The organism is Caballeronia choica, from assembly GCF_001544535.1.
Lineage (GTDB): Bacteria > Pseudomonadota > Gammaproteobacteria > Burkholderiales > Burkholderiaceae > Caballeronia > Caballeronia choica.
Genome location: NZ_FCON02000069.1, coordinates 18,348 through 40,006 on the forward strand (window position 1 = coordinate 18,348; position 21,659 = coordinate 40,006).

Annotated in this window: 16 protein-coding genes; 15 read left to right on the forward strand and 1 reads right to left on the reverse strand. The window is 64.5% G+C overall.

The annotated features are described in order from the left end of the window. Positions 1–3: 3 nt before the first annotated feature. Together alc and AWB68_RS25720 are read left to right on the forward strand one after the other, a co-directional pair. Positions 4–1,014, forward strand: coding sequence for an allantoicase (gene alc / locus AWB68_RS25715; RefSeq protein WP_087647160.1), 1,011 nt, complete (start codon positions 4–6; stop codon positions 1,012–1,014). A gap of 5 nt (positions 1,015–1,019) precedes the next feature. Next, complete coding sequence (locus tag AWB68_RS25720; RefSeq protein ID WP_087647161.1) at positions 1,020–1,532, forward strand: ureidoglycolate lyase; 513 nt, start codon at positions 1,020–1,022, stop codon at positions 1,530–1,532. A 66-nt stretch (positions 1,533–1,598) separates the two neighbouring features. On the opposite strand, the gene fur is transcribed toward AWB68_RS25720, so the two are convergent. Then, entirely contained in the window at positions 1,599–2,027 is a 429-nt protein-coding gene (fur, locus tag AWB68_RS25725) for a ferric iron uptake transcriptional regulator (protein ID WP_087647162.1), read from the reverse strand. Between the two features lie 187 nt (positions 2,028–2,214). On the opposite strand from fur, the gene AWB68_RS25730 reads away from it, so the two are divergent. The 13 genes from AWB68_RS25730 to AWB68_RS25790 all read left to right on the forward strand — a co-directional run. After that, on the forward strand, positions 2,215–3,048 hold the full coding sequence (locus AWB68_RS25730) for an outer membrane protein assembly factor BamE (RefSeq protein ID WP_087647163.1): 834 nt from the start codon (positions 2,215–2,217) through the stop codon (positions 3,046–3,048). A 138-nt stretch (positions 3,049–3,186) separates the two neighbouring features. Beyond that, positions 3,187–3,984: a 4-hydroxy-tetrahydrodipicolinate reductase gene (gene dapB / locus AWB68_RS25735; protein ID WP_087647164.1), complete on the forward strand. Its 798-nt coding sequence runs from the start codon at positions 3,187–3,189 to the stop codon at positions 3,982–3,984. A gap of 21 nt (positions 3,985–4,005) precedes the next feature. Further along, positions 4,006–4,683, forward strand: a complete 678-nt coding sequence (locus AWB68_RS25740) for a MotA/TolQ/ExbB proton channel family protein (RefSeq protein ID WP_087647165.1) — start codon at positions 4,006–4,008, stop codon at positions 4,681–4,683. A 5-nt stretch (positions 4,684–4,688) separates the two neighbouring features. Beyond that, the gene (locus tag AWB68_RS25745; protein WP_087647166.1) at positions 4,689–5,117 is read left to right on the forward strand and encodes an ExbD/TolR family protein; all 429 of its coding nucleotides are present in this window, start codon (positions 4,689–4,691) and stop codon (positions 5,115–5,117) included. A 230-nt stretch (positions 5,118–5,347) separates the two neighbouring features. Further along, positions 5,348–7,942 (forward strand): leucine--tRNA ligase, encoded by a 2,595-nt coding sequence (gene leuS / locus AWB68_RS25750; protein WP_087647167.1) that lies wholly within the window; start codon positions 5,348–5,350, stop codon positions 7,940–7,942. Positions 7,943–7,957: 15 nt separating this feature from the next. Then, the gene (locus tag AWB68_RS25755; RefSeq protein ID WP_087647168.1) at positions 7,958–8,575 is read left to right on the forward strand and encodes an LPS-assembly lipoprotein LptE; all 618 of its coding nucleotides are present in this window, start codon (positions 7,958–7,960) and stop codon (positions 8,573–8,575) included. 13 nt (positions 8,576–8,588) lie between these two features. Continuing rightward, positions 8,589–9,686 carry a DNA polymerase III subunit delta gene (gene holA / locus AWB68_RS25760; protein ID WP_087647169.1) on the forward strand — a complete coding sequence of 366 codons (1,098 nt, stop codon included), beginning with the start codon at positions 8,589–8,591 and terminating at the stop codon, positions 9,684–9,686. A 132-nt stretch (positions 9,687–9,818) separates the two neighbouring features. Beyond that, the gene (locus AWB68_RS25765; protein WP_087647170.1) at positions 9,819–11,090 is read left to right on the forward strand and encodes a glutamate-5-semialdehyde dehydrogenase; all 1,272 of its coding nucleotides are present in this window, start codon (positions 9,819–9,821) and stop codon (positions 11,088–11,090) included. A gap of 15 nt (positions 11,091–11,105) precedes the next feature. After that, a complete protein-coding gene (locus AWB68_RS25770) occupies positions 11,106–11,522 on the forward strand; it encodes a CopD family protein (protein WP_087647171.1) in 417 nt (138 codons plus the stop codon). 547 nt (positions 11,523–12,069) lie between these two features. Then, positions 12,070–14,436: a type I secretion system permease/ATPase gene (locus AWB68_RS25775; RefSeq protein WP_087647172.1), complete on the forward strand. Its 2,367-nt coding sequence runs from the start codon at positions 12,070–12,072 to the stop codon at positions 14,434–14,436. Then, on the forward strand, positions 14,433–15,692 hold the full coding sequence (locus tag AWB68_RS25780; RefSeq protein WP_087647173.1) for an HlyD family type I secretion periplasmic adaptor subunit: 1,260 nt from the start codon (positions 14,433–14,435) through the stop codon (positions 15,690–15,692). Before AWB68_RS25775 ends, AWB68_RS25780 begins: the two co-directional genes overlap by 4 nt. Before the next feature lie 90 nt (positions 15,693–15,782). Then, complete coding sequence (locus AWB68_RS25785) at positions 15,783–18,086, forward strand: TolC family protein (RefSeq protein WP_160110064.1); 2,304 nt, start codon at positions 15,783–15,785, stop codon at positions 18,084–18,086. A 604-nt stretch (positions 18,087–18,690) separates the two neighbouring features. After that, positions 18,691–21,659, forward strand: a 2,969-nt coding sequence (locus AWB68_RS25790) for an ESPR-type extended signal peptide-containing protein (protein ID WP_268810942.1), incomplete at its 3' end; no start/stop codon positions are given.

Sequence of the window (21,659 nt, forward strand, 5' to 3'; positions counted from 1 at the left end):
ATCATGGCAAACCCGATTCTCGACGCCGACGCTCCCGCCTTCACTCGCCGCTACATGAATCTCGCGGACCCGCGGCTCGGCGCCGAGGCGCTTTTCGCGAGCGACGAATTCTTCGCGCCGAAGGAGCGCATGCTCGACCCGCAGCCGGCGCAGTTCATCCCCGGCAAATACGACGATCACGGCAAGTGGATGGACGGCTGGGAAACGCGCCGCAAGCGCACGACGGGCTACGACTTCTGCATCGTGAAACTGGCGCGGCCGGGCACGATCCACGGCATCGACATCGATACGAGCCACTTCACGGGCAACTTCCCGCCGGCGGCGTCGATCGAGGCGTGCTACAGCGACAGCCCGAATCCGCAGGAACACGGCGACTGGCGCGAGATCGTCCCGGCGACGACGCTGCAGGGCAATCGTCACCACTACGTCGAGATCGGCGACGCGCGCGCCTACACGCATTTGCGCGTGAACATCTATCCGGACGGCGGAATCGCGCGGCTGCGCGTCTATGGCCAGCCGAAGACGGACTGGTCGCGCGTCGAACGCGGCACGCTGCTGGATCTGGCCGCGATCGAAAACGGCGCGTATCTCGTTTCCGCGAACAACCAGCATTTCGGGCCGGCGTCACAGATGCTGATGCCGGGACGCGGCGTGAACATGGGCGACGGCTGGGAAACTCGCCGCCGCCGCGAACCGGGCAACGACTGGGCGATCGTCGCGCTGGCGCATCCGGGCGTGATCCGCGCGATCGAAGTCGATACGGCGCACTTCAAGGGCAACTTCCCGGATCGCTGCTCGCTGCAGGCGGCGCGCGTCGAGGGCGGAACGGACGACTCGCTCGTCACGCAGGCGATGTTCTGGCCGGTGCTGCTGCCGGAACAAAAGCTGTCGATGGATAACGTGCATCGCTTCGAGAAGGAAGTCGCGGCGCTCGGGCCCGTCACGCACGTACGTTTCAACATCTTCCCGGACGGCGGCGTATCGCGGCTGCGCGTGTTCGGCGACATCGAGTAACCACCATGAAAACGCTGACTCTGGAACCCCTGACACGCGCGGCGTTCGCGCCGTTCGGCGACGTCATCGAACTGGATGGCGCACGCCATTTCCCGATCAATGGCGGCACGACCGAGCGCTTTCACGATCTGGCAAAAGTCGATATCGGACCCGACGACGGCGGCCGTCCGCTGATCAACGTGTTCCGCGGTCAGCCGAGGCCGCAACCGGTCGAGATCTCGATGATGGAGCGCCATCCGCTTGGCAGCCAGGCGTTCCTGCCGCTCGGCGACGTGAAGTACCTGGTCGTCGTCGCACCCGCGGGCGAGTTCGATCCGGCCGGGCTGCGTGCGTTCTACGCGGAAGGCTGGCAGGGCGTGAACTACGCGCGCGGGGTCTGGCACCATCCGCTGATCGTGCTGGACCGCGAGGGCGATTTCATCGTCGTCGATCGCGGCGGCAGCCAGCCGAATTGCGACGAGATCGACTTGCCCGAACGCCTTGTCCTGAGCCGCGCGACGGCGGCGCAAGCCGGTTAAGCGCGCGCCGCAAAAGAAACCGCCGCCCATCGTTGCCGATGGGCGGCGGTTTTTATTTGCGGCGCCTCAGTGCTTGCGATGCGGACAGTTTTCCTTCGTGCACGCACCGTACAGCGCGAGCGCGTGCTCGTGCAGCTTGAAGCCGCGCTCCTTGGCGATGGCTTGCTGACGGCTTTCGATCTCCGAATCGAAAAATTCCTCGACACGTCCGCAGTCGATACACACCAGATGATCGTGGTGCGTGCCTTCGTTCAGCTCGAATACGGCCTTGCCGGATTCGAAGTTGCTGCGCGTCAGGAGACCGGCCTGCTCGAACTGCGTGAGCACGCGATAAACCGTCGCGAGCCCGATGTCGAGTTCTTCATGCAGCAGGTTGCGATACACGTCTTCGGCCGTCAGATGGCGCACCTGACTGTGCTGGAAAATTTCAAGAATCTTGAGGCGGGGCAGGGTCGCCTTGAGCCCGATATTTTTGAGATCGGCGGGATTGGTCATGGCTAGGCATCCCTAGAGTACAATTCAAGGTTCTCATAGTAATGCGTTTTTGCCGTTTCGGTCATCTTCCTGCACTCCGATGCCGTCGCGAACGAAATAAGCGTGGTCTGAAAACGCCTCGGATGCAGGTGAAATGAAGGGTGAAATGTTTCCAAAATCTTTATCGAATTGCCTGGAGAGCCGTCGTATGCGGGGAACCTTGATCGCTGCCGTGCTGGCCACCACGCTGGCCGGATGCTCGACTTACGACAGCGTCACGCAACGGATTGCGCAAAGCATCACGCCGTATCGAATCACTGTCGTGCAGGGCAATTTCGTCTCGCAGGAGGCGGCGAGCCAGATGCAGATCGGCATGTCGCGCGACCAGGTCAAGGCGCTGCTCGGCACGCCGCTTCTGAGTGACATGTTCCACGCGGATCGCTGGGATTACATCTTCTACTTCAAGCGCGGATCGACGTCGGTCGTCCAGCAGCGCGACTTCACCGTCAACTTCGCGAGCGATCGCGTGACGAGCTGGTCCGGCGGCGAGAACCTGCCGTCGAACCTGGAACTCCTCGCTGAAATCGACGGCGACAAGGGCGTCAAGGTCGCTGCGGTTACGCCATCGGCTACGACCGGAGCGGCTTCCGCGGCGGTTCCCGCATCGGGAACGGCACCGGGCGTGACCGCGCCGTCGGCCGAACAACCCTCCATCCAGCCGAACGCATCGGCGGCATTCTCGGGCGATCCGAACCAGCAGGCGGCGCAGGCCGCCAACCGCGCGACGGATGCGGTGCAATCGCCGACCGGCCGCACGCAGTCTTCCGTGCGAGCGAACGTGCCGCAGACGGCGGGCCAGGCGCCGGGCGTCGCGACTGGCGGCAATTCGCAGATCCAGTTGAAACGCCAGCCGCAGCAGATCAATATTCCGGACAGCAGCGCGGTCGGTCCGCAGGGCGCGTCGCCGGCGCCTGCCAACGCGAACCCGGGCGGCGGCCAGTCGCAGTTCTCCTTGCCGCCGCAGGGCGCGCCGAGCAACTGAAGCAAATTAAAGCAAGTCAATCGGGGAACGGCGGGCTCGTCCTGCTGTCCTTCGTCTGGAAAGGGCACGCGCCATGCGCGTCGTCCCGATCCGAGTCCATCCAAGTCATCCACGTCACACCGTCATCACAAAGTCGCCATGAAAATCGCCATCGCCGGCGCATCGGGCCGCATGGGCCGGATGCTGATCGAAACCGTTCTCAACGAAAGCGACGCCGAACTGGTCGGCGCACTTGATCGTCCCGGCGCGCCGGAACTCGGCCAGGACGCAGGCGCGTTCCTCGGCAAGACGACGGGCGTCGTGCTCACCGACGACATCGAGCGCGTATTCGCCGACGCCGACTTCCTGATCGACTTCACGCGGCCCGAAGGCACGCTCGTGCATCTGGAAGCGGCCGTGCGGCACAACGTGAAGATGATCGTCGGCACGACCGGCTTCGACGACGCGCAGAAAGCGCAACTGCGTGCGGCGGGCGAGAAGATCGCCATCGTGTTCGCGCCGAACATGAGCATTGGCGTGAACGTGACGATGAAGCTGCTCGAATTCGCTGCGAAGCAGTTCGCGCAAGGCTACGACATTGAGATCATCGAGGCGCATCACCGTCACAAGGTCGACGCGCCTTCGGGCACGGCGCTCGCGATGGGCGAAGTCGTCGCGAAGGCGCTCGGGCGCGACCTGAAAGACTGCGCGGTGTACGGCCGCGAAGGCGTCACCGGCGAGCGCGATCCGTCGACGATCGGTTTTGCCGCGATCCGCGGCGGCGATATCGTCGGCGATCACACGGTGCTGTTCGCGGGCATCGGCGAGCGCATCGAGATCACGCACAAATCGGCTAACCGTTTGTCGTATGCGCAGGGCGCGTTGCGCGCCGCGCGTTTTCTCGCCAGCCGCGACACCGGTTTCTTCGACATGCAGGACGTGCTCGGCCTGCGCTGAGCCACCTCTCCCAAGGTACTGATGGCGGCTACGGGCGTTATCCATTATTTGCAAAGCGGCGACGGCGTCACGCGCGGCGTGGCGGGCGTGTTGCTTGCGATGTCGGTCGCGAGCTGGTGTTTCCTGATCGTCAAGGCGTGGATTCTGGCGCGCGCGAAGCGGCAGGGGCCGCATGCCCTGAAACGCTTCTGGCAGGCGGCGACACTCTCCGACGGCATCAGCGCGTTGCGGGCGACCGATCGGGAACGCGTCTATCTGCCGCTTGCCGAAGCGGCGTGGCACGCGTCGGAGGCGGAATTGCCGGGGGCGCTGCTCGCGCGCGTCGAACGCAGCGAACGCGTGCTGCGCGCGCTTCGGCAGGCGTTGCTCAACTCGCAGCGGCGGCTCGAATTCGGGCAGGTCCTGCTCGCGTCGGTCGGCAGCACGGCGCCGTTCGTCGGCTTGCTCGGGACTGTCTGGGGCATCTATCACGCGCTCGGCAGCATCGCGGCGAGCGGGCAGGCGATGATCGAGAACGTCGCGGGGCCGGTCGGCGAGGCGCTGATCATGACGGCGTTCGGGCTCGTCGTCGCGATTCCGGCGGTGCTCGCGTACAACGTGCTCGGGCGCTACGTGCGACAAGTCTCCGAAGAACTCGACGGCTTCGCGCACGACCTGCACGCCTACCTCTGCGGCGGCGTCCGCGTCGACAAGGAGTAGCGGTCATGGCATTCGGCGGACTCGAGAAAAAGCCGAACGGCTCGCCGATGGCCGAGATCAACATGACGCCGCTCATCGATGTCATGCTCGTGCTGCTCGTGATCTTCATCATCACCGCGCCGCTTTTCACGCACGCCATCCGGCTGGACTTGCCGAAGGTGTCGTCGCAATCGGTACGGCAGACGCCGGACACCATCACCCTTTCCATCGACGATGCCGGCAAGCTCTTCTGGAACGACCAGCCCGTGACGCTCGATGCCATGCGCGCCCGGTTCGCCGACGAGGGCAAGCGCGCGAGCCCACCCGAGATTCATCTGCGAGCGTCGGGCGCCACGCGCTACGACGTCATCGCGCAGGTGATGGGCGCGGCGCAGCAAGCGGGGCTCGACAAGATCGGCTTCGTGACGGAACCGAAAGGCGCGAAGGCGCAATAAGGCGGCCGGGCGGCGCCGACCGCGTACGATGTGGCTCTCGTCGGCCATCCGCCCATGCTCCAGCCGCGCCCCGTCGAACGGTATAATCGCCCTTTGCCTGATCGGCGCGTCCGACACGACCGAAGACTCCAAGCCCAAAGGCGAATCCCCGCGCTTCACGCATCCGGACACAACCGGACGCCACCGGGTCCGAGCCAGTTTCCAGCATCAGCCGAACAGCCAACCACACCATGCACGATAAATACGTACCCGCCGACGTCGAATCCGCCGCGCAAAGCGACTGGCGCGCGAAGGACGTCTACCGGTCGACCGAATCCGCGACCAAGCCCAAGTTCTACTGCGTCTCGATGTTGCCGTATCCGTCGGGCAAGCTGCACATGGGCCACGTGCGCAACTACACGATCAACGACGTGATGTACCGCTATCTGCGGATGAACGGTCACAACGTGCTGATGCCGATGGGCTGGGACGCGTTCGGCATGCCCGCCGAGAACGCCGCCATGGCGAACGGCGTGCCGCCTGCCAAGTGGACCTACGAAAACATCGCGTACATGAAGAAGCAGATGCAGTCGATGGGGCTTGCCATCGACTGGTCGCGTGAAATCGCCACCTGCTCGCCCGAGTACTACAAGTGGAACCAGTGGCTGTTCCTCAAGATGCTGGAAAAGGGTATCGCGTACAAGAAAACCGGCACCGTGAACTGGGACCCGGTCGACCAGACCGTGCTCGCGAACGAGCAGGTGATCGACGGGCGCGGCTGGCGCTCGGGCGCGCTCGTGGAAAAGCGCGAAATCCCGATGTACTACATGCGCATCACCGATTACGCGGACCAGTTGCTCGACGATCTCGAAGGCCTCGGCTGGCCGGAGCGCGTGAAGGTCATGCAGCAGAACTGGATCGGCAAGAGCTTCGGCGTGAACTTCGGCTTTCCGTATGAAATCGACGGCGAAGCGAAGCTGCTGCGCGTATTCACCACGCGCGCCGACACGATCATGGGCGTGACCTTCGCCGCTATCGCCGCCGAGCATCCGCTCGCCACGCGCCTCGCACGGGATAACGCCGCTTTGCAGCCGTTCATCGACGAATGCAAGCGCGGCGGCGTCGCCGAGGCCGACATGGCGACCATGGAAAAGAAGGGCATGCCGACGGGCTTTTTCATCACGCATCCGCTGACGCAGGAAAAGGTCGAGGTGTGGATCGGCAACTATGTGCTGATGACCTACGGCGAAGGCGCGGTGATGGGCGTGCCGGCGCACGATGAACGCGATTTTGCGTTCGCGAAGAAGTACGACCTGCCGATCAAGCAGGTCGTCGCGCTCGAAGGCAAGTCGTATTCGACCGATGCCTGGGAAGAATGGTATGCGGATAAAGCCGCCGGCAGACTGGTGAACAGCGGCAAGTACGACGGCCTCACTTTCGACGAAGCCACCGACGCCATAGCCGCCGACCTGAAGGCGCTCGACCTCGGCGACAAGCAGGTCACGTGGCGCCTGCGCGATTGGGGCATTTCGCGCCAGCGCTACTGGGGCACGCCGATCCCGCTGATCCATTGCCCGAGTTGCGGCGACGTGCCGGTGCCGGAGAAGGACTTGCCGGTCGTGCTGCCGGAAGACCTCGTGCCGGATGGCACGGGCAATCCGCTCGCGAAGTCGGAAGCGTTCGTGAACTGCGCGTGCCCGAAGTGCGGCGCGGCGGCGAAGCGCGAAACCGACACGATGGACACCTTCGTCGATTCCGCGTGGTACTTCTCGCGCTATGCGGCGCCCGACGCGAAGACGATGGTCGACGAGCGCACCGACTACTGGATGCCGATGGACCAGTACATCGGCGGCATCGAACACGCGATTCTCCACCTGCTGTACTCGCGCTTCTGGACCAAGGTCATGCGCGACATGGGCCTCGTGAAGTTCGGCGAGCCGGCGAAGAACCTGCTCACGCAGGGCATGGTGCTGAACGAAACCTACTATCGCGAGAACGCGGCGGGCAAGAAGACGTGGTACAACCCGCTCGAAGTCACCGTGTCGCACGACGACAAGGGCCGCCCGACGGGCGCCGTGCTGATCGCCGACGGGCAGCCGGTGGTGCTGGGCGGCGTCGAGAAGATGTCGAAGTCGAAGAACAATGGCGTCGATCCGCAGACGCTGATCGATCAATACGGCGCCGACACCGCGCGTCTGTTCGTGATGTTCGCCGCGCCGCCGGAGCAGTCGCTCGAATGGTCGGGCACGGGCGTCGAGGGCGCGAGCCGTTTCCTGCGTCGCGTGTGGCAATTCGCGCACGGCCAGGCCGACGCGCTGAAGCAGCACGCGAAGCTCGACGTCTCGAAGCTGAACGACACCGAACGTGCCCTGCGCCGCGAAATCTACACGGTGCTCAAACAGGCCGACTTCGACTACGGCCGCCTGCAGTACAACACGGTCGTGTCGGCGGCGATGAAGATGTTGAACGCCGTCGACGGCGCGAAGGATGCGAGCGCGGGCGTCCTCAACGAAGCGTTCGGCGTGCTGTTGCGCGTGCTGTATCCGGTCGTGCCGCACGTCACGTTCCAGTTGTGGTCGGAACTCGGCTACGCGAACGAGTTCGGCGACCTGCTCGACGCGCCGTGGCCGAAGGTCGACGAAGCCGCGCTCGAACAGGCCGAGATCGAACTGGTGCTGCAGGTGAACGGCAAGGTGCGCGGCTCGCTGACGGTCGCGAAGGATGCGCCGCGTGAAGCCATCGAGAAGGCCGCCGTCGAGCACGACATGTTCGCGAAGTTCTCGGAAGGCCGTGCGCCGAAGAAGGTCGTCGTCGTGCCGGGACGACTCGTCAACGTGGTGGTCTAGGCCGCAGTGAAAACCATGGGAGCCGATGTGAGCGGGAAAGTCGTCGAAGGAGAAGCGCGGCAAGCGCGGCCGCAGGCCGGCGTCAGCAGGCGCTCGTTTCTGTCGCTCGTGGGCGGCGCACTCGTGCTGTCCGCCTGCGGCTTCCAGTTGCGCGGCCAGCAGGACTATGCGTTCAAGCGGCTCGCCATTGCCGGCGGGGCGGCGCCGATGGTCGCGCGCCTCGAACGCATGGTGCAGGGCGGCAGCGACACGGTGATCGTCAAGCCGTCGGAGAAGCCCGAGGCGATCCTGTCGCTTTCCGAAGGGCGCGGGCAGCGTACGCTGAGCCTGAATTCGCAGGGCGTCGTGCAGGAATACGAACTCGTGTACAACGTGACCTATTCGCTTACCGGCGCCGACGGCACGTTGCTGATTCCGCCGAGCGTGATCGCGCTCAACCGCGCGATGACATACAGCGACCAGTACACGCTCGCGAAAACGCAGGAAGCCGACCTGCTTTATCGCGACATGCAGAACGACGCCGTGGATCAACTCACGCGCCGGCTCGCCGTCGTGCGATCGCTGCATCCGGCGCCGGGCGAGCAGGCCCCGGGCATCGCGCCGCGTGCGCCGCTGCCCACGCCGCCGCTTTAAGCAAAAAGCGTCCATGCAACTCCGACTCGACGCGCTCGAAGCGCACCTCTCGAAGGGCCTCAAGGGTCTGTACGTCGTCTATGGCGACGAGCATCTGCTCGTCCAGGAAGCGTGCGACCGGATTCGCGCGGCGGCGCGGGCGAGCGGCTTCACCGACCGTTCGGTGTTCACCGTCGAGCGCTATTTCGACTGGAGCAGTTTGATCGGCGCGAGCCAGTCGATGTCGCTTTTCGGCGACCGTCAGCTCATCGAGTTGCGGATTCCGACTGGCAAGCCGGGGAAGGACGGCGCGGAGGCACTCAAGGTCATCGCGTCCGCCGGCAATCCGGACGTCCTCACGCTGATCACGCTGCCGCGCCTCGACTCGGCGACGCAAAAGGCCGCATGGTTTACCGCGATCACGGCGGCAGGCGTCGCGCTGAAGATCGATGCGGTCGAGCGCGCCCAGTTGCCGATGTGGGTCGGCCAGCGTCTCGCGCAGCAAGGCCAGCGTGTCGCGCCCGGTGAAGAAGGGCGGCGCGCGCTGCAGTTCATCGCGGAACGCGTCGAGGGCAATCTGCTCGCCGCGCATCAGGAAATCCAGAAGCTCGGGCTGCTGTATCCCGAGGGCGTGCTGAACCTCGAACAGATCCACGACGCCGTGCTCAACGTCGCCCGCTACGACGTGTTCAAACTGAACGAAGCGATGCTGACCGGCGATGTCGGCCGGCTCGCGCGCATGCTCGACGGGTTGAAGGGCGAGGGCGAAGCGGCTGTGCTGGTGTTGTGGGCGCTCGTCGACGAGGTGCGCACGCTGTTGCGCATCAAGCGCGGCGTCGCGGCGGGCAAGCCGCTGGCGACGCTGCTGCGCGAAAACCGCGTCTGGGGTCCGCGCGAACGGCTGATCGGCCCGGCGCTGTCGCGCGTGACGGAAAGCGCGCTGGAGAAGGCGCTCTCGCTGGCGGCCAGGCTGGATCGGCAGGTGAAGGGACTCTCCGGCAGCACGGGACAGAAGGGCAGCGAACCGCCGCCCAATCCGTGGGACGGCATGTTCGAACTCGCGATGACCATCGCGCATTCGGGGAGTCCGTCGCAGGGCGCGGCACCGGCGCCCGGCCGACCTCGTCGCTAAAGCGCGCATCGGCTTAAAATCAGATAATGGGCGTCCAGTTTCGTAGATGCCTTCGATTCCTGTCCGCACCAGCCTGCTCGCGTGCAGACCGCCCGGCTTTCGACGCGGCGAGACAACAGCAAGAGACTCACGATGAACATCGACACCTACATGACCGATCTCGGCCGCCGCGCGCGCGCCGCATCGCGCGCGATGGCGCGGGCCTCGACGGGTGCGCGCAACGCCGCGCTCGAAGCGGTGGCGATCGCCATCGAGCGCGAGCGTGCGGCGCTCAAGGAAGCCAACGCCCGCGATCTCGCCCGCGCCCGCGACAAGGGCCACGACGCCGCCTTCATCGACCGCCTGACGCTCTCCGACAAGGCGCTGAACACGATGGTCGAAGGCTTGCGGCAAGTGGCGTCGCTCGCCGATCCGATCGGCGAGATCAGCGGCCTCAAATATCGGCCGAGCGGCATCCAGGTCGGCCAGATGCGCGTGCCGCTCGGCGTGATCGGGATCATCTACGAATCGCGGCCGAACGTGACGATCGATGCCGCCGCTCTGTGTCTCAAGTCCGGCAACGCGGCGATTCTGCGCGGCGGCTCCGAGGCGCTCGAATGCAACACGGCGCTCGCGAAGCTGATCGGCGAGGGGCTCGGAGCGGCCGGACTGCCGCAGGACGCCGTGCAGGTCGTGGAAACGGCGGATCGCGCGGCCGTCGGCAAGCTGATCACGATGACCGAGTACGTCGACGTGATCGTGCCGCGCGGCGGCAAGAGCCTGATCGCGCGCCTGATGGAAGAAGCGCGCGTGCCGATGATCAAGCATCTCGACGGCATCTGCCACGTCTACGTCGACGATCGCGCCGATCTGGTCAAGGCGCTGGCGGTCTGCGACAACGCGAAGACCCATCGCTACGGCACTTGCAACACGATGGAAACGCTGCTCATCGCGCGCGGCATCGCGAGCGAGGCGTTGCCCGCGCTCGCGCGCGCATTCCAGGCGAAGGAAGTGGAGTTGCGCGTCGATGGCGCGGCCCGTTCGGTGCTGGAAGCGGCGCAGATCGGCGGCCTCGTCGACGTCAGCGAGGAAGACTGGCGCACCGAATATCTCGCGCCGGTGCTGGCGATCAAGGTGGTGGAGAACCTCGACGAAGCCATCGAGCACATCAACGAATACGGCTCGCATCACACCGACGCGATCGTCACCGAAGATCACGACCGCGCGATGCGTTTCCTGCGTGAAGTCGATTCGGCGAGCGTGATGGTCAACGCATCGACGCGTTTCGCCGACGGCTTCGAATTCGGCCTCGGCGCCGAGATCGGGATCTCGAACGACAAGCTGCATGCGCGTGGACCGGTGGGGCTGGAAGGGCTGACGTCGCTGAAATACGTGGTGCTCGGCCACGGCGAAGTGCGCCAATAAGAAGGCCACCCGTCGATGCTCTGGATTAAATCGCTGCATATCGTGCTGGTGGCTTCGTGGTTCGCGGGGCTTTTCTACCTTCCGCGTATTTTTGTGAACCTCGCGATGGAAAAGGACGCAGCCGCCACGGCGCGACTGCTCCTGATGGCGCGCAAGCTGTTTCGTTTCATGACGTTCATCGCGATTCCCGCGCTCGCGTGCGGCCTGTGGCTGTGGCTCGTGGTCGGCATCGGGAACGGCCAGGGGTGGCTGCATGCGAAGCTGGGCATCGTCGTGCTGCTCATCGCTTATCACGCCTATTGCGGCAGGTTGCTGCACACGTTCCAGCGTGGCGAGAACACGCGCTCGGACAAGTGGTATCGGATGTTCAACGAGCTGCCCGTGCTCGGCCTTCTCGGCGCGACGTTGCTGGTGGTCATCAAACCCTTTTAGTTTCGATATCGACGAGAGCCGCTGAATCGAACCCGGCGGCTCGACCGTTCAGACTTTCCTCACCTCTCCCTCGTGTGGTAGATCGCGCAACGCGATCGAAAATCGGACGAACCTCATAGTCATCCGATGGCAAACGTGGACAATCCCCTCCCGCACAAGCGTTGATCCCGGCTACAAAGTCCTTGCAGCTTCGCCCGCAGACGAAAAGCAAAATTCCCGTGTGTATTGCAGTCCGATTCTCCGATCGAGCATGAGGCCAGATCGTCGGGCTCTATTCGCGTTGAAAGTGGTGTCGATTTATTACGTTAACCTTATTGTCAGCGTTTAAGCCACTTCTTATACGTCGACCCAGACGCGCTACGGATAATGCGCTTCCCATGCGAGCAGTAGTCGTGATTCAAATGGATTCCGCCGGCTATCGAGTGAACGTCGAAAAATTCGGATACCGGAATAATCGACTGAAGCCGCAGCCGATCGGCGCATCAATCGTACCCCGGATCAAGGCACATGCCTCGTTCCGGCGTGCTCAACCGCGTAGTAACACGTCATGAAAAACGATGCTCCGGGCGCCAACGCGTCCGCTCAACCGCCTTCCGGCGAGCAGGCTTTGACGCTCGCCAGGAAAGTCGACGACACACTGCTGAAGAGCCTCATCTGGATGACGGCTCATCACGGCAAGCCCGTCAGCGAGGCTGCGCTGGTCGCGGGGCTTCCCGCCGGACGTTTCATGACCCCGAGCCAGGCGCAGATCGCGCTGGAGCAAGCTGGCTTCGCGGCGGGTGTCGTCGAACGACTCGTGCACGAGGTTTCGCCGATGCTCCTGCCCGTCATCCTGTTTCGCAAGGACCACGGCGGCTGCATCCTGATCGGCCGCGCGCCGGACAAGGTCAAGGTCGAGAAAAGCGCCGACGCCAAGGGCAAAAAGGCGGAAGACGAATACGAGACGGCCTATCAGTTGATCCTGCCCGAAGTGGGACCGCAGATCGTCACGCTGGGCGTATCGAAGGTCAAGGAGTTCTACGCCGGCTTCGCGATGCTGGTGAAGCCGCTCGCCAAGGTCGATGTCCGCGCGGGCGAACCGGCGGCGAATACGAACGGTCACTGGCTGCTGAGCACGCTGTGGCGCTATCGGCGCTATTACTGGAGCGCGGCGCTCGGCGCGCTGCTCATCAACGTGCTCGCGCTCGCCGGCACGTTCTTCACGATGAACGTGTACGACCGGGTCGTGCCGAATCATGCGTTCGTGACGCTCTGGTCGCTCGCGATCGGCGTGTCGATCGCGATGCTGTTTGAATTCATCGCGCGCAATGTCCGGGCTCACGTGCTCGATGTCGCCGGCAAGAAAGCCGACCTCGTGATGGGCGCGCTGCTCTTTCGCAAGGCGATGTCGATCCGCATGGAGCACAAGCCGGCGTCGGCCGGGTCGTTCGCCAATCAGTTGCGCGAATTCGAATCGGTGCGTGATTTCGTGGCATCGGCGACGCTCGCCACCATCTCCGACTTGCCCTTCACGCTGCTCTTCGTCGCGGTGATCTTCATGATCGGCGGCCCGCTCGGTTTCGTGCCGCTGCTGCTGATTCCGATCATCGTCGGCGTGAGCATCGCGATCCAGTGGCCGCTTGCGAAGACGATGAAGGAAAACCTGCGTGAGTCGTCGCTCAAACAGGGTTTGCTGATCGAGGCGGTGGAAGGCATCGAGACGCTCAAGGCGACGAGCGGCGAACGCTATATGCAGGAGCGCTGGGAACAGTTCAGCGCGCTCGCGTCGGCCACGTCGATGAAATCGAAGCGCCTTTCCACGTTCGCCATGAACTTCGTCAGCTGGATGACCCAGTTCGAGACGGTGCTGCTCGTCGTGATCGGCGTGTATTTGATCGCCGATGGCAAGCTCACGCAGGGCGCGCTGATCGGCTCGGTGATCCTTGGCGGCCGCGCGCTCGCGCCGCTCGGGCAGGTGGCCGGACTCGCCGTGCGCTTCCAGCAGGCGAAGGCCGCGCTCGACTCGCTGAACAAGCTCGTGGAGCGGCCGTCGGAGCGCGATCCGGACATCGACTATCTGCACAATCCCTCGATCACGGGCGCGCTGGAACTGAAGGACGTCGGCTTTCACTATCCGTCGCCGAATGGCATGCCGGTGCCTGACTTCCTCAAGAACATCAATCTCAAGATTCAGGCCGGCGAGCGCATCGCGATTCTCGGCCGCGTCGGCAGCGGCAAGTCTTCACTGCTGCGCGTGATGGCGAACCTGTACCGGCCGACCAAAGGGCAAATCTACAGCGCGGGCATCGACGTCGCGCAGATCGATCCCGCCGACTGGCGCGCGTCGGTCGGCTATGTCGCCCAGGACAGCCGGCTCTTTTACGGGTCGCTGCGCCAGAACATCATGATCGGCCGGCCCGATGCGACGGTTCACGAACTGCTGCGCGTCGCGAAGCTGACGGGCGTCGACGCGATCGCGGCTGGCAGCCCGATGGGCTACAACATGCCGATCGGCGAAAACGGCGACGGGCTTTCGGGCGGTCAGCGGCAACTGGTGGCATTGGCGCGCAGCCTGATCGCGCGGCCGTCGCTGCTGCTGATGGACGAGCCGACCAGCGCGATGGACACGCAGACCGAGGCGGCGTTCATCGCCGATCTCGCGCAGGCGACCGAAGGGCAGACGCTCGTGGTCGTCACGCACCGGCCGTCGCTGCTGCAACTCGTCGATCGGATCATCGTCGTGGACGCCGGGAAGATCGCCGCCGATGGTCCCAAGGACGACGTGCTCGCAGCACTGCGAAACCCCGGCGCGGCCGCTCAACCGGCCCAACCCGTCCGGTCACCGCATCCGCCTGCGCCGTCTCACCCGGCCACACTGCCGCAACCGCCTCAATCGCCCCAGCCGCCCGTCGCAGCGACGGAGAACGCGCAATGAACTTTCTTCAGAAACTCCGCAAGAGCATTGGTGTGCCGGCGCCGGCCGCCAAGCAGATCCACCCGGCCGATCTCGCCTACATGAACGACCTGCGCGAGTCGCAACTCGCCCAGTCAATACCCGGCACGACGGCCGTGCTGTACCTGCTCGCGGCGATCATCGTCGCGGGTGTGGTGTGGGCGAAGTTCGCGCGCGTCGAGGAAATCACGCAAGGCGAGGGCAAGGTCATCCCGGTCAGCCGCGAGCAGATCATCCAGAGCCTGGAAGGCGGCATCATGGCCGACATGCGTGTGCAGGAAGGCGAAGTCGTCGAGAAGGGGCAACTGCTGCTCAACATCGATCCGAAGCGTGCCGATTCTGCCTATGCGGAAGGCTATTCGAAGCTGATCGGCCTGCGCGGGACCGTCGCGCGGCTTCGCGCCGAGGCGTACGGCCAGCCGCTCTCGTTCCCGCCCGACGTGCTGGCGGACAAGACCGTCGTCCAGAGCGAGACGCTCGCGTACCAGTCGCGCCGCAAGGCCTTGCAGGACAGCGTCGTCTCGCTGCAGCACAGCTACGACCTCGCGATGAATGAAATCAACATGACCGAGCCGCTCTCGAAGCGCGGCCTGATCTCCGAAACCGAAGTGCTGCGCATGAAGCGCAGCGCCAATGATCTGCAGGCGCAGATCGTCGAGCGCCGCAACAAGTATCTCGCCGACGCCAACGATCAACTGTCGCGCCTCGAACTGGAACTCGGGCAGACGAAGGAAAACCTCACCGGCCGCGCCGACGTGCTCAAGCGCACGACGATCCTCGCGCCGGTCAAGGGCACGGTGAAGGACATCAAGGTGACGACGGTCGGCGGCGTGATCCAGCCGGGCGCGCAGATCATGAGCATCGTGCCTTATGCGGACCAGTTGATCGTCGAGGCGCGGATCAAGCCGCAGGACGTCGCGTTCCTGCGTCCCGGACTGCCCGCGACGGTGAAGATTTCAGCCTACGACTTCGGCATCTACGGCGGCCTCAAGGGCAAGGTCAAGGAGATCAGCCCCGACACGCTGCAGGACGAACACGCGGCGCCGGGCAAGCCGGACGCCATCTACTACCGCGTGCAGATCCTGACCGACAAGAGCGAACTCGTCGCTGGCGGCAAGCATCTGCCGATCATTCCCGGCATGACCGGCCACATCGAGATTCGGACCGGCGAGAAAACCGTCCTGTCCTATTTGTTGAAGCCCATTTTCAAGGCGCGCGAAGCATTTCGCGAGAGATAAGCCGTCATGCAAAAGCGAAATACCAGAGCGAAAAAAGCGGGGCGCCGAAGCCGGCTCCGCGAAACGGCGGCGGTTTCGCGCCGGCCTCTGTTGAGCGCGTCGGGCGCGGTCTTCGGCGCGGGGGTCGTGGCGCTGGCGTTTGCGCCTTCGCGCTCGGAGGCCGCGTCGGCGCTCGATGCGATGGCGTGGTTGCCCACCGAGGTGCCGGTCACTCAGCCAGGGGCGTTCGTTCCGGCTGGGAGGGCGCCAGATGCGGGCGCGATGTCGGAGGGAAGCGTGCAGTCGCCCGTGCGCGTCGCATCGGGGCGAAGCGCGAATGCCGGCGCGTACCCAGGACCGCGGTTGATCGCCACGCCGGTCGCCGCGCCGGTCGCGGTTGCGGCGATGAACCCGGACCCGCAAAACGCGCGCGTGCCCACGGTGCCAGTCGCCGATGCGCAGTTTCGCTCGAACGCGAGCGCACCGATCAGGTCAGCGACGCGCGCCGCATCGCCGACCCCGAGCATCGACGTGACGCCGCAGCCAGGCGCCGGGCCGGTCGCGGCATTGCCTTCGAGCGGGGATCAGGCGAACACGCCTGTGCTCACAACACCGAGGACGGCGCGCGACTCAGAAGCGCCATCCCAATCGAACACGAACGGCCGGATCGACATGGCGAATCGGCCGGTCGCTGGCTGGAAGCTGCGCTCGGCTGGCTATCCACCGCCGCGACAGCCGGCGATGGAAATTGCGCCGATCAAAGTGGTCGATGCGGAACTGCAAGACCCGGTCAGCCGCGATCCGGCATCGCGCGATGCAGCGAGCCCGAGCCGTCCGCAAGGCACACAGATTCCCGGCGACGCGCCGGCGCCGCTGCGCGTGCCCACGCCGGATCTGCATTCCACGGCGGCGATCGTCCAGCCGATGCAGACGCCGTTGCTGGTACCCGTACCCGCGCATCCGCTCGCTGGAGGCCCGATTCCGAAGGCCGATCTGATGAGCGCCGCGCAAGCGCCGATCAGCGCGCTGGCACACGCTTCCGCATCGCATGCGAACGACGTGGTCCTGGCATTCCCCGACAGCAGCGCGCCGGCGAAAAAGCGCAATCAGCAGCGCAGCGCGCGCGCGATCGACGAAGCCTATTCGCAGTGGCTCGGCGACGCGGCCGTCGGCATCCGCGATCTCGACGCCGGCCCGCCGGTGCCCGAACAGGCGGTGCGCGCCGCGCTGCGCCACGCGGCCGAGATCGCGGCGGAGCGCAGCGCGGACGTGCGGCAGACGCGCGCCGACTGGCAAGCGGCCGGCTTCGACACCGACGTGGCGAAGGGTGCGCGCTGGCCGCAATTGCAGGTCAACGGATTCTCACCGTCGATCAAGGATTCGAACAACCAGTTCAACGACTACAACCGCGCGTACGTCAACCTGAACATGTCGACGACCGTCTACGACTGGGGCAAGAACAGCAAGACGATCGAGAGCCGCAGCAAGACGGCAACCGCGGCCGAGTACAAATACATCGCCACCGCGCAGCAGAACGCGTACGACATCGCGACGAACCTCGTCGAGCTGGCGAAGAACCGCGCCGCGTTCGACATCGGCGTGAACTACGTCAAGCGAATGAGCGCGCTCGTCGACATGCTGGCGGAGATCGTGAAGGTCGACGCGGGCCGCTCTAGCGAACTGACGCAGGCGAAGGCCCGACTGCTGCAGGCGCAGACGTCGCAGGAGCAGGTCGCCACGCGCGTGCACGAACTGGAACTGGCGGTGCGCAAGCTCGTCGGCAACGAGCCGACGCCATTGCCGCATGGCACGCGCTGGCAACTGCATGTGATGGGCGTCGAGGATGCCGTGGCGGCGATCGACCAGAATCCGACGGTCGCGCAGGCCGCGGCCGAGCAGGATGCGGCCAATGCCTATGCCAAGGCGGTGCGCGCCTCGGGGCTGCCGCAAGTGAACTGGGTGGTCACCAAGTCGACGGGGCGCGACACATTCGGCCAGCGCCAGCCTTGGGCGACGATGTTGCAGCTTTCATGGACGCCGTTTCAGGGCGGCAGCCAGCAGGCGTCCGAGCGGGCGGCGCGGGCGCGTGCGGACTCGAGCGGCGACAAGGAGGAGCAGTTGCGCCTCGACGCCGAGTACAACGTGCGGCAGGCGCATCACGACGCACTTGCGCTTTCGGAGCGCGCACGGCTGTACGGCGAAGTGGCAGACGAATCGGAACTCGTGCGCAAGCAGTTTTTCGAGCAGTGGTATCACTTGAACCGGCGCACGCTTCTCGACGTGCTACTTGCCGAGAGTGACTTCTACAACAATCAGGTTGCCGAAGTGACGAACCAGTTTGATTCTTATCAATCGGTGCTGAAGCTTCATCTGAGCAGCGGCACGCTGATGCAGTGGCTCGACCAGACGTCGTAATGGACCGGTTGTACAGCCGCTGACCAGGCGGCGTACCTAAATGAAAATGCCGCCGATGCGCATGCATCGGCGGCATTTTCATTTGGATGCCGTAACAACCGATGGAGCGCGACGTAGTCGCTTGATATCGGTTGCAATAAAAGGTTGCAGGCACCGCCTGAACAGTTGCTCGAATGCAACGACAAACAAAACTAAGACGAATCCACCTATCTCGCAAATGTTCTCGCGGCGCGTGTCCGATGCCCGCTGAGCCTTGTCCAGCTTGGGTCGGACGCGTGTTGAAAGCGCCTTCCTGACGCTCGACATGTCCCCCGGACTATCGCGTACCACTTCAAGTGTCCTACGCACCCCGAAATTAAGAGTTTTCGTGTTAAGCGGCATCCCGCCAATCCCTATAGTTCGCCAGCGTTCACCACTGAGCGGATTTCGCTATTGCCGGTTCGTTGTCGCTGCGTTCAGCAGCAGCTCGCTCAACGGAGCAATGAACGTCGGGCCAGATCGACTTTCGAGAAAACGCTTGGTCATCCTGAAACCGGATGGCGACCGACCGATGTGCCTCGCCGCGAAGGCGAATCTTTTTAATTTTGTTGGGGTTAGCAATAGTATGAACAAGACATACAAGTCTGTGTGGAACGAGTCGACAGGGACATGGGTCGCCGTCTCCGAGCTGCAAAAGGGGCGCAGCAAGAGCAAGCGCGCGAAGACGGCGATCGCGACAGCGATCCTCGCGCAAGTTGCTGTCGGTGGCCTGAGCTTCGCCGGCGCCTCGGCGTATGCAGCCGTGACCGAAGGGTCGGCGACCGGCACGAACGCAACGGCCATCGGTAAGGATTCGACCGCCGACGTCACCGACGGCGTCGCGATCGGCACGGGTGCCATTGCGACCCCCGACACCGGCCCCAATGCTTCGAAGACCGGCGCAGTCGCGATCGGCAGTGGCGCGGAAGGCGACGGTTCGGGCGTAGCAATCGGCAGTGGCACGTTCGCGGGTTCGGACAGCCTGGCACTCGGCGCGAACGCATCCGCGTCGCTGCAGAGCGTTGCGATCGGCTCGAACGCCCGCGCATTCAATACCTCGGCAATGGCGCTGGGTGACAGCGCTTCCGCCAGTGCTGCCCAATCGCTCGCGATTGGCGCCAACACCAACGCCACCGCCACGGGCGCGGTCGCGCTGGGCGCCAACTCGACCGCCAGCCGCGCGAACACCATTTCGGTGGGCAGCGCGTCGATCAAGCGCCAGATCACCAACGTGGCCGACGCGTCGCAGGACAACGACGCCGTCAACCTGAGCCAGTTGAAGAAGCTCGGGCTGACGACGGATTCGAGCGGTGTGGTGAACAACGCGTTCGTTGCGTACGACGCAGGCTCCGCGAAGGCCCTGGTCACGCTGGCCGGCGCCTCGGGCACGAAGATCACGAACCTGATGGCAGGCACGGTTGGCGCATCGAGCAAGGACGCGGTCAACGGCTCGCAACTGTACAACGTAGCATCGAGCGCGGCGAACGCGCTCGGCGGTGGCTCGTTGGTGAATGCGGACGGCACGGTCACAAAGCCGACCTTCAAGGTCAACGGACAGGACCAGGCCAGCCTGCAGGATGCGCTTAATGCGGCCGCTTCAAGCGGCACCGGTGGTGGCGGCAACGGCACCGACCTCAGCGCGGTCCACTACGACGACCAGAGCAAGAAGGACAAGGTAACGCTCGGCAATGCCGGCACGCAGGTCAAGGTTACGAACGTCGCCGCAGGCACGTCCGATCTCGACGCGGTCAACACGAAGCAGTTGTCGGACGCCGACACGAAGATTCGCAGCGACTTCGCCCCGCTCGCCACTGCTACGAAGTTCATCGGTTTTGGTGCGAGCACTGCACTGCAAGCGCAGGCAACGGGTGCGGATGCAGTCGCCATCGGCGGCAACGCGTTTGCGAACGGCACGCGTACGCTGGCTATCGGCGCGAACGCCGTCGTATCGGGCACGAACTCCGTCGCGATCGGTTACGGTTCGCAGGCTACCGAAGCCAATACCGTCTCCGTCGGCACGGCCATCGCGGGTCGCCGTATCGTCAACGTCGCCGAAGGTACCAAGACGACCGACGCGGTGAACCTGGGCCAGGTCCAGGACATGTTCGACGAATTGAAGACGGCGACGCGATCGGCTCCGGTCCAGTCGCGCACGCTGGTCACGCAGGCGGCGGCTCAGACGCGCGATACGCCGGTATCGTCCCTCACGCCCGACCAACTGATCGCGTCTGGCCCGACCGACAAGGTCAACCAGATCTCGGCCTTGGGTTCGGACTCGATCTCCATCGGTTTGAACACGCGTTCAGACGGTTCCGGATCGGTCGCGGTCGGCTCGAACGTGAGCTCGGTGGGCGAGAATTCGATTTCGGTCGGTAACCTCTCCGTTGCAAACGGTTCGGGTTCGCAATCGTTCGGCTATCGCGCCACGTCGCTTTCCGATCACGGTCTCGCGCTCGGCAACACGGCTACCGTGCTCGTCGATTCCCCGGATGCCCTCGCGATCGGCTCGTCGGCCAACGCAGGCGCCGACAGCGCCACGGCGATCGGCAAGAACGCACTGAGCGGCGGTGTGGGCGCGTATGTGCTCGGCAACGATTCGACCGCCTTTGCGGCATCGTCGATCGTGCTCGGCAACAATTCGGTGGTCGGCAAAAACAGTTCGACGACGGTCAAGAACTCGGTCGCCATCGGTACGAAGAATACGGTCAGCGGCTCGAGCACGTTCGTTCTCGGCAACTCGGTGTCGGCTGCGGGTTCGAACTCCGTCGTGCTCGGTGAGAAGAGCGACGGCAGCCAGAGCAACGTGATTTCGGTCGGCGCGAAGGGTTCCGAGCGCAAGATCGTCAACGTAGCGACGGGTATGGCAGACACGGATGCAGTGAACGTCAAGCAGTTGAAAGACCTGGTTGGCACTGGCGGCGGCAGCACCGACGGCGTGAACTATGACACGCCGGCACACAACAAGATCACGCTCGGTGGCACGGGCTCGACGACGCCGGTGGCGATCACGAACGTGGCAGCCGGCACGGCTCCCTCGGATGCGGTGAACGTCAAGCAGTTGGCGGACGCTGGCCTGAAGACGGATTCGAGCGGCAACGTGACGAACTCGTTCGTCGCATATGACGACGCAACGAAGGCAGCAGTCTCGCTGGGCGGCACGAACGGCACGCAGATCCACAACGTGGCAGCGGGTACGGCGGCGAAGGATGCGGTCAACCTGGGCCAATTGCAGGGTCTGGGCGCAACGGTGGATTCGAGCGGTAACGTGACGAACTCGTTCGTGGCGTATGACGACACGACGAAGGGTAAGGTCACGTTCGGCGGCAAGGGTTCGACGACGCCGGTGGTGCTGGCCAACGTAGCAGCAGGCAAGGCCGGTACGGACGCGGTGAACGTCAACCAGTTGAATGCTATCGGCGTAAAGACCGATTCGAGCGGCAACCCGACGAACGCCTTCGTCGCGTATGACAACCTGGGCACGAAGGACAAGGTCACGCTGGAAGGCACGTCGGGCACGAAGATCACGAACCTGACGGCGGGTGATGTCAGCTCGAC